The sequence below is a fragment of the Kribbella sp. NPDC050124 genome, assembly GCF_044460355.1.
Lineage (GTDB): Bacteria > Actinomycetota > Actinomycetes > Propionibacteriales > Kribbellaceae > Kribbella.
The window spans coordinates 132,292-149,014 of the sequence record NZ_JBITJU010000022.1 but is presented as its reverse complement, the minus strand read 5'-3'; the positions used below and the strand labels follow the sequence as shown (position 1 = coordinate 149,014).

Below are 16,723 nucleotides of genomic sequence, written 5' to 3'. Positions count from 1 at the left end.
GAGGATCATGGCCGAGCTGACCCCACTGGCGATCTCGGTGCTGGCGCTGCTCAACGAGCGGCCGATGCACGCCTACGAGATGTACCAACTGCTGATCGCCCGGCAGAACGACCGGATCGTGAAGGTCAGACCGGGCTCGCTCTACCACACGGTCGAGCGGCTGGCCGGCCAGAGCTACGTCCGCGCGACCGGCACCGAACGAGCCGGCAACCGCCCCGAACGAACGACGTACGAGATCACCCCGGACGGCGACGAGGCGCTGAGACGCCGGGTCGAGACCGGGCTGGAGAAGTACGTCTACGAATATCCGCTGTTCCCGGTGGTACTGAGTGAAGCGCACAACCTCGACGTCGAGGACGCGCTGCTGCGGTTCCGCCGGCGGGTCGCCGACCTGGACAACTGGCTGGCCGAGCTGGACGAGGCGATCGCGACCGCCCGCGCCGAAGGGGTGCGCGAGCCGTACTGGTTGGGCGGCGCCTACCTCCAGGCGCAGCTCGCCGCCGAGCGCGACTGGCTGGCCACCACCATCGAACGGATCGAGAGCAAGGACTTGCCATGGGTACCCCGCAACACGTGAGGCCGGAGGTGCGGCCGTGGCCGGCGCTCTGGGCGCTGGTGATCGGCTTCTTCATGATCCTGGTCGACTCGACCATCGTGTCGGTCGCGACCCCGGCGATCATGACCGAGCTGCGGACCGACGTCGGCAACGTGATCTGGGTGACCAGTGCCTACCTGCTGGCGTACGCCGTACCGCTGCTGGTGACCGGGCGACTCGGTGACCGGATCGGACCGAAGAAGGTCTACCTGACCGGCCTGGCGCTGTTCACCGCCGCGTCGGTGTGGTGCGGTCTGACGACGTCGGTCGAGATGCTGATCGTGGCCCGGGTCTTCCAGGGTCTCGGCGCCTCGATGATGACGCCGCAGACGATGGCGGTGATCACCCGGATCTTCCCGCCGGACCAGCGCGGTCGCGCGATGAGCCTGTGGGGCGCGACCGCCGGAGTGGCGACCCTGGTCGGCCCGATCCTCGGCGGCGTGCTGGTCGACGGGCTCGGCTGGGAGTGGATCTTCTTCCTGAATGCGCCGGTCGGCGTGATCGCCTTCGTGCTGGCGCTGCGGCTGGTGCCGGACCTGCCGACGCACGCGCACAAGTTCGACCTGATCGGCGTCGCGCTGAGCTCGATCGGCCTGTTCTTCCTGGTGTTCGGCATCCAGGAGGGTCAGAAGTACGACTGGGGCACGATCAAGGGCCCGATCTCGGTCTGGTCGCTGATCATCGCCGGCCTGGTGGTGCTCGCGGCGTTCGTGATCTGGCAGTCCCGCAACCGCGGCGAGCCGTTGCTGCCACTCGGCCTGTTCAAGGACCGGAACTTCTCGCTGGCGAACACCGCGATCACCACGGTCGGCTTCGCGATCACCGCGATGACGTTCCCGCTGATGCTCTACGCGCAGTCGGTGCGCGGCCTGAGCCCGACCAAGTCCGCGCTGCTGCTGGTCCCGATGGCCGTCATCACCGGCGCCCTGTCGCCGTTCGTCGGCAAGCTCACCGACCGAGCGCACCCGCGGTACCTGGCGAGCTTCGGACTGCTGTGCTGCTCGGTCGCGCTGTTCTGGCTCAGCCAGGTCATCGAACCCGACGTGCCGATCTGGCAACTGCTGCTCCCGATCGCCCTGCTCGGCGTGGCCAACGGCTTCATGTGGGCCCCGATCGGCAGTACGGCGACCAGGAACCTGCCCCTGCATCAGGCCGGAGCGGGCGCGGGCGTCTACAACACGACCCGGCAGGTCGGCGCCGTCCTCGGTAGTGCTGGCATCGCCGTACTGATGGAGTCGCGGCTGGCGCACAACCTTCCTGCGGCTCCTGGCGGTGCACCAGCCGGCGAGGGCATGGCGGCCGGTGGCACGTTGCCGGAGATGATGCATCAGGGCTTCAGCGACTCGATGGCGCAGTCATTGATCCTGCCCGCCGTGGTGCTGCTGATCGGGCTGGTAGCAGCACTGATGTTCGCCAAGCCGACTCATCTGCAGCAGGCGCCGGCCACCGAATCAGATGACCTGGAAGGCCTGCGCAGCTGACTCGCGGTCGTCGAAGACGGCCTTGACGACATAGGTTCCGGGCTTGGCGACCGGCTGGCCAGGCAGACAGCCAGGCCCGGACCGACGGCCGTTCCACGGCACCGTGACGGCCGACTGTTTGCCCTCAGCAACCACCAGCGTCGTGCGCTGGATCACTTGTCCACAGTGCGTCGTGGTCCAGATCAGGTCGTTGCCCGAGGTAACGGTCACGGTCAGCGCACCGGAGTCGATCGACGCCTTGCACTCGTCCGAGACGGCCTGGAGGCGGACCACGAAGTTCAGCACGGAGCCGGACACGATCTTCCGGTTCGCCGGCACCGCCTCGATCCGTACTTCGGAGCCGTCGCACTTGGTGTCCCGCGGCGGCGTCGTACCGGTAGTGGTCTTGGCCGGTTGCTCGGTGTTCTTCGTGACCGGTGTGCTGGACGGTGTCACCACGGGGGCGGTCGCCGGGTCCTGCTGCGGGCCGGACGCGGCCGTGTTCTGTGGCTCCTCGCCACCGCCTCCGAACAGCCTGAGGACCAGGAAGAGCAGCAGCGCCAGGACAGCAAGCACCAGTCCCCGGCGGAACCAGTACACGCTGGCGGGCAGGTGCCCGACCGGACGGAGCAGGCTGCTCATGGCCTGCATCTTAGGATCGGCTGTGTGCTGGACCAGTCAGGCTCGCCGCTCGCTGTGCACATGCCGTGCCTCCGGCACGGCGGGTCATGGGGCTGGAACTCCCGGCCTTCCCTCGTCCCTCCAGTCGCTTCGCTCCCTCCGCTCCTCAGTCCAGGCCGGGAGGCCCCATGACCGCTGTAGCTGCCGCCTTGCACGAGCCCGTGCTGCGGTGGTACGACGCCAACGCCCGGGTGCTGCCCTGGCGCGAGCCGGGGGCCGGCGCGTGGGCGGTGATGGTGAGCGAATTCATGCTGCAGCAGACACCGGTCAGCCGGGTGCTACCGGCGTACCAGAGCTGGCTGGAGCGGTGGCCGAAGCCGGTGGACCTGGCTGCAGAGCCGCCAGGTGAGGCTGTGCGGGCTTGGGACCGGCTGGGGTACCCCAGGCGTGCCTTGCGGCTGCATGCGGCCGCTCAGGCGATTGTGGAGCGGCACGGTGGCGAAGTACCGGACGACCACGACGCACTGCTCGCCCTGCCCGGGGTGGGGACCTACACGGCGGCCGCGATCGCGTCGTTTGCGTTCGGACAGCGGCACGCGGTCGTGGACACCAACGTGCGTCGGGTGCTCGCGAGAGCTCTCACTGGAGTCGCGCAGCCGACGATCTCCCCCACTGCGGCTGACCAGCGGCTTGCGGCGAGCGCATTGCCCGCTGAAGAGGCGACCGCGGCGCGCTGGGCAGTCGCGTCGATGGAGTTGGGGGCACTGGTCTGCACCGCGCGTACGCCGAGGTGCGGCGCCTGCCCGATCCGTGCGCGGTGTGCATGGGTGCTGGCCGGCAGTCCGCCGTACGACGGACCGCCTCGGCGGGGGCAGACGTATGAAGGCACCGACCGACAGGTCCGTGGCCGACTGCTCGCCGTACTACGTGCCGCGACGGACGCCGTACCCAAGAAGACCCTGGACGCCTGCTGGCCGGACCAGCCCCAACGCGAACGCGCCCTGGACGGTCTAGTAGCCGACGGTCTGGTCGAGCCACTCCCCCGCGCCCGCTACCGCTTGCCAAGGTGAACGCACCGCTGACGTGCGCCCGGAAGGCGCACGTCGGCGGTGCGTGGTGGTGCTCAGAGACGGCCGAGCCAGGGATCGGGCCGGATCTGGTGCTTCAGTTCTTCTTGCTGCCCGTGGTGGCTTGTTGGTCGTCGTCGGCCAGCAGGTCGAGCGGCATCGCCGGGCTGCCGGACAGCGTCGCCAGCATCTGGCGGACGTTGGTCAGCTGCGCGTTGATGCTGTCGCGACGCTGGGTCGCGGCGGCGAGCTCACGCTCGGACTCGGCCCGGATCCGCTCCGCCTTGTCCTTCGCGGCGGCGACGATCTCCTGAGCCTGCCGGTTCGCGTCGGCCAGCTGCTGCTGCGCCAGCCGCTCCGCCTCGGAGCGGGAGCGGTCGGCCTCGCGCTGCACCTGGGCGGCGCGGTCGGTGACGGCGGCCAGCTGCTGCTCGGCCAGCGCGGTCCGGGCGGCGAACTCCTGCTCGACCTTGCCCCGGCGCTCGGCCAGGGTGGTCTCGAAGGCGGCCGCGGCCTGGGCGGACTTGGCTCGCTCCTGCTCGTACAGCGCCTGAGCCTCGCTGCGCCGGGCGGTGGCGTCCCGCTCGGCCTCGTCGCGCATGTCGTCGGCCTGGGTGCGCGCCTCCTCCAGGATGCGGGCGGCCTCGGCGTCGACCTCGCTCTTCCAGTCCAGGGAGTACTGCTCGGCCTCCTTGCGGACCTTCTTGGCGTGCGCCTCGGCGTCGGCGACGATCGCCTCGGCGTCGGTGCGGGCCCGGGTGACCAGGTCACGGGCCTCGTCGTCGGCCAGCGACAGGATCTTGGCGACCCGCTCGCCGAACTCGGTGAAGGTGGGGGTGCGGTCCTTGTTCTCCTCCTGGGCGGAGATGACGGCCGACTCCGCGGCGTCCGTCCGGGTCTGCAGCTCCTGGACGTGGCGCTGCAGCTGCTCGGACTGCTGCTGCAGTGCGGTCAGCGAGGTGGTCAGCTCACGGATGTGCTGGTCCACCTGGGCAGGCTCGTAGCCACGCAGAACGGTGCGGAACGGGGTTGGGCTTTCACTGCTCATGTCTTCTGATGCTCACTTCGGTGGGTGGGTGGATCACACATTGTCACTGACAAGGATCTGACTGTCACGTCCTCATCCTGATTCCCCCGTGGAACCCTCACTGCGGGACATTCCATCACCTGACAGGAAGCCCGGTACAGCGAGTGCCTCGATCACACCCGAAAGCTGAGTGAGCTCCTTGGTGATCTCATCACGGCGCTGGTTCAGCGCCGCGACCCTCGCCTCGGCGTCGGCGAGAAGTTTTCGGGACTGGGCACGCATGTCCTCGGCGTGCTCGCGGGCCTGCGCCTCGATCTGCTGGGCCTCGGCGCGGGACTTGCGGATCAGCTCGTGCGACTGCCGCTGGGCGTCGGCCAGGTCGTTGGCGGCGCGCTCGCGCAGCACCTGGGTGCTGGCCTCGGCCTCCGCCTCGCGGCGGCGCGCCCGCTCGACGATCTCGCGGGCCTCGGTCTGCGCCGAGGTCGTCAGCCGGCCGGCCCGGGTCTGCGCCTGAGCAGTCACCTTCTCGGCTTCCTGCTTCGCCGCGGCCAGCGTCGACTCGGCCTGCTCGGTCGCAGTCGTCAACGTGGTCTCGGCGAGCGTGGTCAGCTCGGCGTTCTCCCGGGCGATCGCGTCCTTGGTGAGCTTCAGCCGGCTGGTCGTCCGGCCGACGACCCGGCGCAGGTGGGCCCGCTTCTGCCGCATCAGCTCGGCTGCTTCGGCGGCGGCCTGCTGCCGGATCGAATGTGCTTCCGACTCGGCCGCACCGATCAGGTCGTCGACCGTCCTTTTGCTCCAGATGGTCTGCTTCTCGGCCTCCGCGAGCGCGGCTTCGGCGGCCCGGTTCGCGTCCTCGACGATCCGGTGCGCTTCGGCGGTCGCCGTACGGCGGTCCGCTTCGATGCTGTCGACAACCAGTTTGGCCTGGGCCCGGGCATCGGCCATCAGCCGCTCGTTGCCGGTCTCGGTCTCGGCCTTGCGCTCGGCGATCTCGGCGACCGCCTCGGCCCGCAGCTTGTCGATCTCGAGCGAGATGGCGGCCAGCTTGGCCCGCTCGGTCTCCTCCAGCTCGGCGGTGCGGCGCTCCAGCTCGGCCCGGTTCTCGCCGCGCAGCCGCTCGATCTCGGCGTGCGCCTCGCCGATCTCGACGCGGGCCTTCTCCCGGGCCACCTCGACCTCGCGCTCCACCGCGGCCCGCAGCTCACTGGCCTCGGTCTCGGCCCGGGCGATCAGGTCGGCCTCGTTGCGCACCGCGGCCTGCGAGACCAGCGCCGCCTGCTCGCCGGCGTCCTTGACCAACTGCTGAGCCTCGCGACCGGCCCGGTCGACGGTGTGCTGCGCGGACTCCCGGGCCATCCGGGCTTCCTCGAGCAGCTCCTCGGACTCTTCCTTCAGCCGGATTGCCTCGGCCTCGGCGGCCGCGATCCGCCGGTCGGCCGCGGCGTGCGACTCGGCCCGCAGCCGGTCGGCGGCCGTTTGGGTCTCGTCCCGCAGCTTCTCCGCCGCGGCCTCGGATTCCGCCCGACGCCTCGACACCTCCTCCGCGACCGCGGCCCGGAGCTGCTCGGCCGCGGACTCCGACTCGGCCTGCAGGCGGTCGGCGATCGCGCTCGCCTCGGAACGGACCCGCTCAGCCTCGGCGGTCGACTCGCGCTGCAGCTTCTCGGCTGCGGCGGCAGCATCACGCCGTACCCGGTCGGCTTCGGCGGTCGACTCGGAGCGGAGTCGCTCGGCCGTCGCCTCGGCCTCGGTGCGGACCTGCTCGGCTTCGGTCTCGGCCTCGGTGCGCAGCTGCTCGGCGGCGCGCTCGGCGTCGTTGAGCAGTCGTTGCGCGGCGGATGTCGCGTCGGCGCGCATCTTCCGCGCCGCCGCCTCGGCCTCCGCCTTCAGCCGCTCGCTCTCGGCGCGGACCCGGTCCGCCTCCTCGTGAGCGAGGTCGTTCTCGTACTCCGCCTGTTCCCGCAGCGTGTCGGCGATCCGCTGGGCGCGCTCCAGCACGCCGCCGGCTTGCCGCACGCCAAAGGAACCGGTGTCGGCGACCGGTTCCTGGGTCAGCGGCAGACGCGGCGCGTCCATGCGACGAGATGATTCCATCCCCGGCCCCCTTTCCGACAGTCCGGGTCCCATCAGCGTGGTCACAGCGTTACAACGCGGTACCTGGGTGCCAGGTAACTTCTTTTTCATGCCGCTGCGCGATCTTCCCACCGAATCGAAGGCCGCGGCGGCGCTTCTGCGTACCGAAGTGATCACCCATCGCAGGACCATACGACGTTCCGGACCGCACGGTGTCATGCTGGCGTGTCTTGCCGCCGGGGTGGCGTTCGCGGTCCTCGTTCCGGGCCCGGCAGGCACAGGCTGTTACCTCTGGCGGCCCTCCACCCAGCCGGTCAGCGGCCGTGGCGCGGCCCTCGCACTGCCGGTCGCCATTGTGCTGCTGGTGCTCGTGGATCGCTTGTCTGCCGACAGATTCCGGCTCCGCAGGCAGGTCCGTTCCATCGGTACGGCGGCCATCGGACTGGTCACCGTGACGGCCTGGACCGGATTCGCCGCCCAGAGCCGGCCGAGCTGTTCGACCTCACCGGCTGTGATCGGCACGATCGTCTGCGGAACGCTCGCCACAGCCGTCGCCGCGCACTGGGCGACCCGTTCGAGGGCCCCCTGGACAGTGCCCGACGACAGCTCCGAGCCCGCCTCAGCTGAGCCGCTCAACCAGTCCGAATTGCGGGCAGTCTTCGTCCGGCTGGGCGATCAGGTCGACTCGTGGACGTCTCTTCGCTTCCAACTGTTCCCCTTCGCCACCGGCGCCCTCGCCGTACTCCTGCTGATCTCGACCGTGCTCCCCTGGCGCGAATTAGTGGACCCGGTCGCCCTCGGGCCGACCGCGGCCGAAGCCGGTCTAGCCCGCTCTCAACTCTGGGAGATCCCATCCGCCCGCCCCTGGGCCTTCATCGTCTGCGGGCTGGCAGTGGCAACGCTGGTGTCCACCGGACTGGTACGACGAGCAGCCGCCGTCGGCACCGGGTCAGTGGTAGTCGTGGGTCTGCTCACGCAGCTGCTGTGGCAGCCGCCGTCGCTGCCGAACGGTGTCGGCTACCGCACCGCTGTCGGTGCCTGGATCGCGCTCGGCTTGGGGTTGTGCCTCTGCGCGGCGGCGCTGCTGCGTGCACGTCGGCTACCTGTGCTCGCTGGCGCGGCCGCGGTCGGCGTCCTGGTCGGTGTACTGGTGCCGTCGGCGACTGAAGCGCCGTACCAGCCCTCAGCCGTTGCCGGAGTCCCCCACCGCTCGCTGGATCTGCACGGCGGCCAACTGGTCGACCGCCTCGGCATGCGCGTCTCCATCGGTACGTCGGACCCGCTGGACTCGCTGGCCTGGACCCTCGACGGTTCGCCGGGCCAGTGGCTGCTGGGTCGGACTGGTTCGGAGAGCTCGACCGTCTTCGCGTACGACGATGACGTCGCGCTCCCCCAGGTCACGCTGAACCACGGCCCCACGCCGCCCGCGCTCTGGGGCGTGGCCGACAACCACCTGGTCGTCCTCGCTGGTGGGGCACGTGGTCAGCCGTGGGCGATCCTCTCGGTGCCCCTCGACCTGGCGACCGCGGACATCAGCCTGAGCCACAAGAACAAGGACGGCAGCTACTACGTGACGCCCGGCGTGGACGCCCTCGCCACCGGCGTCGGCCCTGCACTCAGCCACCGCAACGCCGACCGATCGATCGTCGTGTGGGGATCCACGACCACCTGGCAGTTCCCAGCGAACCAACTACGCAAGGGCATCCGCCTCGCGGACTTCGTGGTCGACCCCGGACCAGGCGCATCAGGCAACGCAGTCTCCAGCGGCCCGGACGGTACGACGGCCTGGCGGACAAGCGAGACCGGGTTGGCGATGGTCCGGCCGGGCGGTGTGCCGCAGCAGCTCACCGGAGTGGCGCCGGCCGGTTGTGTGCTGAGCAGTGACACCGCCAGCTCGTCCATGACGGTCGACGCCTTCGCTGTCGACGTACGAGGCAACCTGTGGCTGGGTGGCGGTGCTCCAACCTCGGTGATCACGCTGGACGGCGTACTGCGGAAGCTGCCGGGTGGAGCCGAGGGGGTGGACAGCATCGAGGCTCGACCGGACGGGTCAGTCCTGCTGGGGACGTCCCCGGGTGGCGGCGACCAGGTGTTGGAGATCCCTGATGCGGCCGGCGCTGCCGCCTCGTACCCGGCCGCACCGCCGCCGGACCCGCGCTGCGACCGCCGGAAGCCGGCGGACGGCACGACCACGTTCAAGGCCACCACGGTGCCGACTGTGCCGGTGGTGGGTGCTGCCGGTGTGAGTACTCAGCTGGCGCTGGACGCCACTGGACGCCTGGTGCGAGTGCGAGTGCCACTGGCGGCCCGCTCGTTCGCTCCTGACGGACAGGGCGGCGTCTGGTGGACTGTTGTCGACCGGCGCTCTATGGAGAGCGCCGTACACCTGGTGCGTGGTCGCACGACCGTGGTGCGGGATCCGCAGCCGGTGCCGGGCAGCCAGAAGGGCGAGTACGCCGCAGCCGCCGGGGATCGCGTGGTGTCTGCGATCGGCGGGAGTCTCTACAACCGCTACGGACCCGGCGACGCGGTGCGTCGGGTGCAGGTCAAGGGAGAGCTCCGTCCGAACGGGTTGGTGCAGCTCGCATCCGGCGAGGTAGCGATGGTCCTGGGCGAACAGCTCGTCCTGGTCGACAGCCGGCCGACCGTCCTGCTCGGCGGGTCGACATCCGGCTGGCCGATCACGGCGACCGGCGTACCAGCCACACAGTTGACCGCGGACGGCACGTGGTTCACCGGCCCGGACGGCAAGCTCTGGGGGTACGACGGATGCCACCTGGTGCGCGTGGACGCGCCAGAACGGGTCACCGTGGTCGCAGGACCTCGACAGGGTGTGCCGCAGGCCGCGGACCAGGTGACTGTGATCGGCCAGGCGCTCTACTTCCAACTGGGCAACGACCTCATTCGCCTGGAGGCGGCCCGGTGAGCGACTTCCCTGACGAGGAGCTTCCGCGTCGGCTCGATGCGGCCGAAGCCGAGTTGGCCCGGTCCGAGCATCGCTGGTTCGCTCGGGCGACTCTGCTCGCCGCGATCGCCACCGGCGTGACGCTGTTCCTGCCCTGGACCTACAGCAGGCGCTACGGGCTCTCGGTCTGGCAGCTGGGCATCGAAGTCCAGCCCACCCTCGCCTTCACCTGCCTCGCCGGCCTCGTCACGTCAGCTGTTGCGATGGCTCTGAAGCCAGGCATCTGGCCCCAGACCGCCACCGCCATCACCGCCGTCATCGCGATCGTCGGTCTCGCCACGGCCTGGCAGGCAGCCACCCTCGACACGCTGACCGACAGCTGGCCCGGACCAGGTCCCGCGTTCACCCTCACCACCTCGCTGCTGTGGCTGCTCGCCGCCACTGCCGACCTGGTTGCCCAGCACAACAATCCTGATCAGCCCGCCCAGGCGGCGGTGTCCGAGGCGATCAGCCGACTGCGCCGGACGCGCTGATTCACCCGCGGGAGGGAGCGCGAACCCTCTCGCGGCTGAGGCGGCTGCGGGCGCTCCGGCCGGACAGTGAGTGCACTGACGGCTGGAGGAAGCGATGAGTGTGGTGGAGACGCGGGACCGGACCGAGAATGTGCTCCCGGTCCTGGTGGCGGTGTTGTCGTTGGCCTACGGGGTCGCCGGTGTGGCCTGGTTGCTGGAGGCCGGCGGGTACGCGTTCGGGCCGGTGCCTCCGGAGGATGACCGGCTGTCGTTGCTGGCGTACTTGCCGGACCAGGTCGGCGCGGGGCTGATCGCCGTACTGGGTGTGCTCGGGATTCCGGCGGCGGTCGCGCATGCTCGGACCGAGTGGAGTGCGTCGGCGTACCGGCCGCTGCTGGTCTTCACGGCGGTGCAGGTGGTGGTGTTCGGGCTGCTGGCGCCGAGTGTCACCGTCGTGATTCTGGCCGGGTACCTGCTCGTGCTGCTCGGCCTGCCGGCGGGGATCGTCTGGTTGATCGTCGGGGCGTGGAAGCAGCCGGCGACGCGTCCGCTGCTTCTCGGGGTGGCGGCGGCCGTGGTCATGGTGGAGCTGACCACCGGGCTGTTCGACTGGTCCGCCTTCCGCGAGCTGGGCGCGGGAGTGGCCGGCGTACCGGCGAAGGTCGGGACCACGCCGCTGTTCGTGTCCGGCGCCTTCCTGCTGGGGTGCGGCTGGGCCGTGCTCGGCGTGCGCGGGCTGCGGGGTGCGCGGGGTCGGTGCCTGCGGTGTGGACGGCCGGGCGCGAGCTGGACACGACCTGAGGCGGCTCGGCGGTGGGGGTTCTGGGCGACGATCGTGGCGGTGCTCTGCCCGATGCCGTACGCGCTGCTGCGGATGACCTGGCTGCTGCCGAACCCGATCGGTTTCGACGCCGACGAGCTGAACGCCGAGCCCGGGATCAAGCTGTTCGGCCTGGGACTCGGGCTGATCGCGCTGACGTCCGGGATCGTCACGCTCGGGCTGATCCGGCCGTGGGGCGAGGTCTGGCCGCGGTGGATCCCGATCGTCGCCGGCCGGCCGGTGCCGCCCAAGGCGGCGGTCGTCCCGGGCGCGGTGGCGGCCACCTTGCTGCTGGTCGCCAGCGCCTCGCTGATCGGCCTGCTCTGGACCCCGGACGCCTCGACGGCCGAGAACGTGCTCTACCTGCTCATCCTCCCGTTCCCACTCTGGGGTGCCTCGCTGGCCGTCGCCACGGCCGCCTACCACTACCGCCGCCGCACCCCCTGCTCGACCTGCCACCAAGGCTGACGAACGCCAGAAGGCCCCCGCGCGGTCGCGCGGGGGCCTTCTGTGGGTTGGTGCGGGTTACGTGTCCTGCAGGCCCGTGGAACCGGAGGCGCCGCCGGCCGTCAGGTCGGTCAGCTCCAGGTCGGGCGTGGTGGACTTCTGGTTGCCGGTGAAGGTGAAGTACTCCGGTACGCCGTCCTCGCTTACCGTGCCCTCGGGTGCGACGTCGACCACGACGATCTGGCCGGGCCGCAGCTCCCCGAACAGGATCTTCTCGGCCAGCACGTCCTCCACGTCGCGCTGCAGTGCGCGGCGCAGCGGGCGGGCACCCAGGATCGGGTCGAAGCCACGCTCGGCGGCCAGCTTCTTCGCCGCCGGAGTGAGCTCGATGCCCATGTCCTTGTCCTTCAGCCGCTCCTCGATCTGCGCGACCATCAGGTCGACGATCTTGACGATCTCCTCCATGCCGTGCTGGTGGAAGACCACGATCTCGTCGACGCGGTTCAGGAACTCCGGCCGGAAGTGCTGCTTGAGCTCCTCGGTGACCTTCCCCTTCATCTTCTCGTACGAGCCGCCGACGTCGCTGGCCTGGGAGAAGCCCAGGGTCACCGCCTTGGCGATGTCCTTGGTGCCCAGGTTCGTGGTCATGATGATCACGGTGTTCTTGAAGTCGACCACGCGGCCCTGGGCGTCGGTCAGACGACCCTCGTCCAGGATCTGCAGCAGCGAGTTGAAGATGTCCGCGTGGGCCTTCTCGACCTCGTCGAACAGCACCACGCTGAACGGCTTGCGGCGCACCTTCTCGGTCAGCTGGCCACCCTCTTCGTAGCCGACGTAACCAGGCGGCGAACCGAACAGCCGGGACGCGGTGTGCTTCTCGGAGTACTCCGACATGTCGAGGCTGATCAGCGCGCTCTCGTCGCCGAACAGGAACTCGGTCAGCGCCTTCGACAGCTCGGTCTTACCGACGCCGGACGGGCCGGCGAAGATGAACGAGCCGCTCGGGCGGCGCGGGTCCTTCAGACCGGCGCGGGTGCGCCGGATCGAGCGGGACAGCGCCTTGACCGCGTCCTCCTGGCCGATGTACCGCTTGGCCAGCTCCTTCTCCATGTCGAGCAGCCGGGACGACTCCTCCTCGGTCAGCTTGAAGACGGGGATGCCGGTGGCGGTGCTCAGCACCTCGGCGATCAGCTCCTCGTCCACCTCGGCGACGACGTCCATGTCGCCGGCCTTCCACTGCTTCTCACGCTCCGACTTGGCGTTGATCAGCTTCTTCTCGTCGTCACGCAGGCTGGCGGCGCGCTCGAAGTCCTGCGCGTCGATCGCCGACTCCTTCTCCCGGCGCACGTTCGCGATCTTCTCGTCGAACTCGCGCAGGTCCGGCGGAGCCGTCATCCGGCGGATCCGCAACCGGGCGCCGGCCTCGTCGATCAGGTCGATCGCCTTGTCCGGCAGGAACCGGTCGGAGATGTAGCGGTCGGCCAGCTGCGCGGCCTGCACCAGGGCCGGGTCGGTGATCGTGACCCGGTGATGCGCCTCGTACCGGTCGCGGAGGCCCTTGAGGATCTCGATCGTGTGCGCGATCGAGGGCTCGGCCACCTGGATCGGCTGGAACCGGCGCTCCAGCGCGGCATCCTTCTCGACGTACTTGCGGTACTCGTCGAGGGTGGTCGCGCCGATGGTCTGCAGCTCACCGCGGGCCAGCATCGGCTTCAGGATGCTCGCGGCGTCGATCGCGCCCTCGGCCGCGCCGGCCCCGACGAGGGTGTGGATCTCGTCGATGAACAGCACGATGTCACCGCGGGTGCGGATCTCCTTGAGCACCTTCTTCAGACGTTCCTCGAAGTCACCGCGGTAGCGCGAGCCGGCCACCAGGGCGCCCAGGTCGAGGGAGTAGATCTGCTTGTCCTTCAGCGTCTCCGGGACGTCACCGCGGACGATCTGCTGGGCCAGACCCTCCACGATCGCCGTCTTGCCGACGCCCGGCTCACCGATCAGGACAGGGTTGTTCTTGGTACGCCGGGACAGCACCTGCATGACCCGCTCGATCTCGGTCTCGCGCCCGATCACCGGGTCGAGCTTCGATTCGCGGGCGGACTGGGTGTAGTTCCGGCCGAACTGGTCGAGCACCAGGGAGCTGCTGGGAGCACCTTCGGTGGCCCCGGCACCGGCCGACGCCGTCTCCTTGCCCTGGTACCCGCTCAGCAGCTGGATGACCTGCTGCCGGACCTTGTTCAGGTCCGCGCCGAGCTTGACCAGGACCTGCGCGGCGACACCCTCACCCTCGCGGATGAGGCCGAGCAGGATGTGCTCGGTGCCGATGTAGTTGTGGCCCAACTGCAGGGCCTCGCGCAGGGAGAGCTCCAGCACCTTCTTGGCGCGTGGGGTGAACGGGATGTGCCCGCTCGGTGCCTGCTGCCCCTGGCCGATGATCTCCTCGACCTGGGAGCGGACGGCCTCGAGCGAGATACCCAGGCTCTCGAGAGCCTTGGCGGCGACACCCTCACCCTCGTGGATCAGGCCGAGCAGGATGTGCTCGGTCCCGATGTAGTTGTGGCTGAGCATCCTGGCCTCTTCCTGTGCCAGGACGACTACCCGACGGGCGCGGTCCGTAAATCGTTCAAACATCGCCAAAGCGCTCCTTGCCTCAGAGGAGTCGGACGTGCCGTGTAGGCCGACCCCCGTACATGCATGCTAGTCCCCGGTGCCGACAGGCTCGCTCTCGGCGAACAAATGCTCACGGCTCGACCGGCAGTCGGGGAGGCATCACAAGGGAACAACCGCACAGACCTCCAGGGTGTTCCCGCCCGGCCCGGATCGGCGAGCATGTTCGCCACCAGCGAATTCCTCGAGCTGCCTGCCGAGTCAGTCACCCACGGCCGAGTCGCACACACCGGACTGTCCACACTGTGAAACAACCGGAATGCGGACGGTCCCACGGAGCGAAGCTCCTCATGACACAGAGGAGGCGAGGTGGGTCCGCGCTTTCTGCGGACACCACCCCGCCTCTCGCGTCCGGCACCCTGACGGGGCCGGGACCGGCAGTCCGAGCGGAATTACTTGGCTTCGTTGTACGCCGCGCGCACCTCGGCGGAGATCCGGCCCCGCTCGCTCACGTCGTAGCCGTTCTCCTTGGCCCAGGCCCGGATGTCGGCGGAGTCCGACGCCGACCGGCCACGGCCGCGCCCCCGGCCCGCGCCGCCGCGGCGGCCGGACACCCGGCGGGCCGAGCCGACGTAGCCGGAGAGGGCGTCACGCAGTTTGGCGGCGTTCTTCTTGGACAGGTCGATCTCATACGTCGTCCCGTCGAGCCCAAAGGTCACGGTCTCGTCGGCCTTACCGCCGTCGAGATCGTCCTCGAGAACTACCTGCACCCTTTGCGCCATCGATGACAGTCCTTTCCGCGCCCGTCACCGGGCCGCAATCCCCCTGCCGTTTTGTATGCTCCTGATTTGTACCGCACAAACCGGGTGCGTGTCATTCACCTCCCACAATATGCGGGAAAGATGTGACTAAACCGTCCGGATCTCGAGGGGTCGAGCGACGCTGTGCAGCCGTGGTGACCTTGAGTATTCACAGGGTCCGAAACCGGCTGGACCAGAATAAATCCACCCCAGGATTCAAAGTGACAGTCCGTTGTGCTATGCAACGATCCTGCGACCGAATCGTGGAATCACTCCGGACGCAGCAACGGGAACAGAATGGTCTCCCGGATACCGGCCCCGGTGAACAGCATCACCAGCCGGTCCAGGCCCATCCCCATCCCGCCGGCCGGCGGCATCCCGAACTCCATCGCCCGGAGGAAGTCCTCGTCCAGCTCCATCGCCTCGGGGTCGCCGGCGGCGGCCAGCAATGACTGTGCCACCAGGCGTTCCCGCTGGATCACCGGGTCGTTCAGCTCGGAGTAGGCCACCCCGAGCTCGACCCCGTTGACGATCAGGTCCCAGGCCTCGACCAGCCCCGGAATTTCCCGGTGTGGCTTCGCCAGCGGCCGGGCCGACTCCGGATAGTCGCACACAAACGTCGGCTCGATCAGCGTGTGCTCGACCAGCTTCTCGAACAAGTCCACGGCGATCTCACCGGCATTCAAGCCCGGCTGCAGCTCGACGTCGTGCTGCTCGGCCAGCTTGGTCAGCGTGGCCACGTCGGTGCTCGCTTCGACCGTCTCGCCGACCGCTTCGGAGACCAGCCCGAAAAGCGTCGCGCGCCGGAACGGCTGCTCCAGATCGATGGTCGAGCCGTCGCGCGCAGTGATCGTGGTCCGGCCGATCGCGCGACCCGCGTTCCGGATCAGCTCCTGGATGAGTTCGGCCATCGAGTCGTAATCGCCGTACGCCTGATAGGCCTCGATCATCGAGAATTCCGCGGCGTGCGTCGAGTCCAGGCCCTCGTTGCGGAACGTGCGGCCGATCTCGAAGACCCGGTCGACCCCGCCGATCATCGCCCGCTTCAGGTCCAGCTCGAGCGCGATCCGGAGCTTCATCTCCTGGTCGAAGGCGTTCAGGTGGGTGCTGAACGGCCGCGCCGCGGCGCCGCCGTTGGTCAGCTGCAGCACCGGCGTCTCGACCTCGAGGAACTCGTGCGAGTCGAAGGTCTGCCGCAGCGACTTCAGCACGGCGGCCTTGGCCCGGACCATCTCGCGGGCCTCGGCGCGGACGATCAGGTCGACGTACCGGAGCCGGACCCGGGCCTCCTCGTTCAGCGGCTTGTGCTCGTTCGGGAGCGGGCGCAGCGTCTTGGCGGCCATCTGCCAGCCGGTCGCCTGCACGGACAGCTCGCCGCGCCGGCTGGTGATCACCTCACCCTGGACGGCGAGCAGGTCGCCGATGTCGACCAGCGCCTTGAACCGGGCCAGCTCCTCCTCGCCGAGGTCGGCCAGCGACAGCATCACCTGGAGCTCGGTCCCGTCGCCCTCGCGGAGCCGGACGAAGCAGAGCTTGCCGGTGTTGCGCAGGAAGATCACCCGGCCGGCCACGGACACCTGCTCCCCGGTCCGGGTGTCCGGCTCCAGCTCCTGGGCGTCGTACTTGGCCCGGAGGTCCTTCAGCAGGTGCGTGCGCGGCACCGAGATCGGGTACGGCGACACTCCCTCCGCCAGCAGGCGGTCACGCTTCTCCCGGCGGACCCGCATCTGCTCGGGCAGGTCGTCCTGCCCGCTGTCGGGGTTCGCCGGGTTCACGTGTGCGTCAGTCATGG

General features: G+C 69.5%; 12 protein-coding genes. 6 read left to right on the top strand and 6 right to left on the bottom strand.

The window, feature by feature from the left end:
• Window positions 1–7 precede the first annotated feature (7 nt).
• Together ACIBL3_RS36315 and ACIBL3_RS36310 are read left to right on the top strand one after the other, a co-directional pair.
• Window positions 8–577 carry a PadR family transcriptional regulator gene (locus tag ACIBL3_RS36315; RefSeq protein WP_396358421.1) on the top strand — a complete coding sequence of 190 codons (570 nt, stop codon included), beginning with the start codon at window positions 8–10 and terminating at the stop codon, window positions 575–577.
• Entirely contained in the window at window positions 556–2,076 is a 1,521-nt protein-coding gene (locus tag ACIBL3_RS36310) for a DHA2 family efflux MFS transporter permease subunit (RefSeq protein WP_396358420.1), read from the top strand. Before ACIBL3_RS36315 ends, ACIBL3_RS36310 begins: the two co-directional genes overlap by 22 nt.
• Here the strand turns inward: ACIBL3_RS36310 and ACIBL3_RS36305 are convergent.
• Window positions 2,047–2,697: a hypothetical protein gene (locus ACIBL3_RS36305; protein ID WP_396358419.1), complete on the bottom strand. Its 651-nt coding sequence runs from the start codon at window positions 2,695–2,697 to the stop codon at window positions 2,047–2,049. The two genes, ACIBL3_RS36310 and ACIBL3_RS36305, sit on opposite strands and share 30 nt — an antisense overlap.
• 167 nt (window positions 2,698–2,864) lie before the next feature.
• Here ACIBL3_RS36305 and ACIBL3_RS36300 point away from each other — a divergent pair, with 167 nt between their 5' ends.
• Window positions 2,865–3,746 carry an A/G-specific adenine glycosylase gene (locus ACIBL3_RS36300; RefSeq protein WP_396358418.1) on the top strand — a complete coding sequence of 294 codons (882 nt, stop codon included), beginning with the start codon at window positions 2,865–2,867 and terminating at the stop codon, window positions 3,744–3,746.
• A 94-nt stretch (window positions 3,747–3,840) separates the two neighbouring features.
• Here ACIBL3_RS36300 and ACIBL3_RS36295 read toward each other — a convergent pair whose 3' ends face one another.
• Window positions 3,841–4,791, bottom strand: a complete 951-nt coding sequence (locus tag ACIBL3_RS36295; RefSeq protein ID WP_396358417.1) for a DivIVA domain-containing protein — start codon at window positions 4,789–4,791, stop codon at window positions 3,841–3,843.
• A gap of 72 nt (window positions 4,792–4,863) precedes the next feature.
• Complete coding sequence (locus tag ACIBL3_RS36290) at window positions 4,864–6,846, bottom strand: kinetoplast-associated-like protein (RefSeq protein WP_396358416.1); 1,983 nt, start codon at window positions 6,844–6,846, stop codon at window positions 4,864–4,866.
• A gap of 214 nt (window positions 6,847–7,060) precedes the next feature.
• Between ACIBL3_RS36290 and ACIBL3_RS36285 the strand changes: the two genes are divergently transcribed.
• The 3 genes from ACIBL3_RS36285 to ACIBL3_RS36275 all read left to right on the top strand — a co-directional run bounded on the left by ACIBL3_RS36285 (window position 7,061) and on the right by ACIBL3_RS36275 (window position 11,548).
• Window positions 7,061–9,769, top strand: coding sequence for a hypothetical protein (locus ACIBL3_RS36285; RefSeq protein ID WP_396358415.1), 2,709 nt, complete (start codon window positions 7,061–7,063; stop codon window positions 9,767–9,769).
• The gene (locus tag ACIBL3_RS36280) at window positions 9,766–10,281 is read left to right on the top strand and encodes a hypothetical protein (RefSeq protein ID WP_396358414.1); all 516 of its coding nucleotides are present in this window, start codon (window positions 9,766–9,768) and stop codon (window positions 10,279–10,281) included. Before ACIBL3_RS36285 ends, ACIBL3_RS36280 begins: the two co-directional genes overlap by 4 nt.
• A 94-nt stretch (window positions 10,282–10,375) precedes the next feature.
• Window positions 10,376–11,548 (top strand): hypothetical protein, encoded by a 1,173-nt coding sequence (locus ACIBL3_RS36275; RefSeq protein ID WP_396358413.1) that lies wholly within the window; start codon window positions 10,376–10,378, stop codon window positions 11,546–11,548.
• A 57-nt stretch (window positions 11,549–11,605) separates the two neighbouring features.
• Here ACIBL3_RS36275 and ACIBL3_RS36270 read toward each other — a convergent pair whose 3' ends face one another.
• The 3 genes from ACIBL3_RS36270 to lysS form a co-directional block, all read right to left on the bottom strand.
• A complete protein-coding gene (locus ACIBL3_RS36270; RefSeq protein WP_396358411.1) occupies window positions 11,606–14,155 on the bottom strand; it encodes an ATP-dependent Clp protease ATP-binding subunit in 2,550 nt (849 codons plus the stop codon).
• Between the two features lie 428 nt (window positions 14,156–14,583).
• Window positions 14,584–14,913 carry an Lsr2 family protein gene (locus ACIBL3_RS36265; RefSeq protein ID WP_396358410.1) on the bottom strand — a complete coding sequence of 110 codons (330 nt, stop codon included), beginning with the start codon at window positions 14,911–14,913 and terminating at the stop codon, window positions 14,584–14,586.
• Window positions 14,914–15,200: 287 nt separating this feature from the next.
• On the bottom strand, window positions 15,201–16,721 hold the full coding sequence (gene lysS / locus ACIBL3_RS36260; protein ID WP_396358408.1) for a lysine--tRNA ligase: 1,521 nt from the start codon (window positions 16,719–16,721) through the stop codon (window positions 15,201–15,203).
• Window positions 16,722–16,723: the final 2 nt, after the last annotated feature.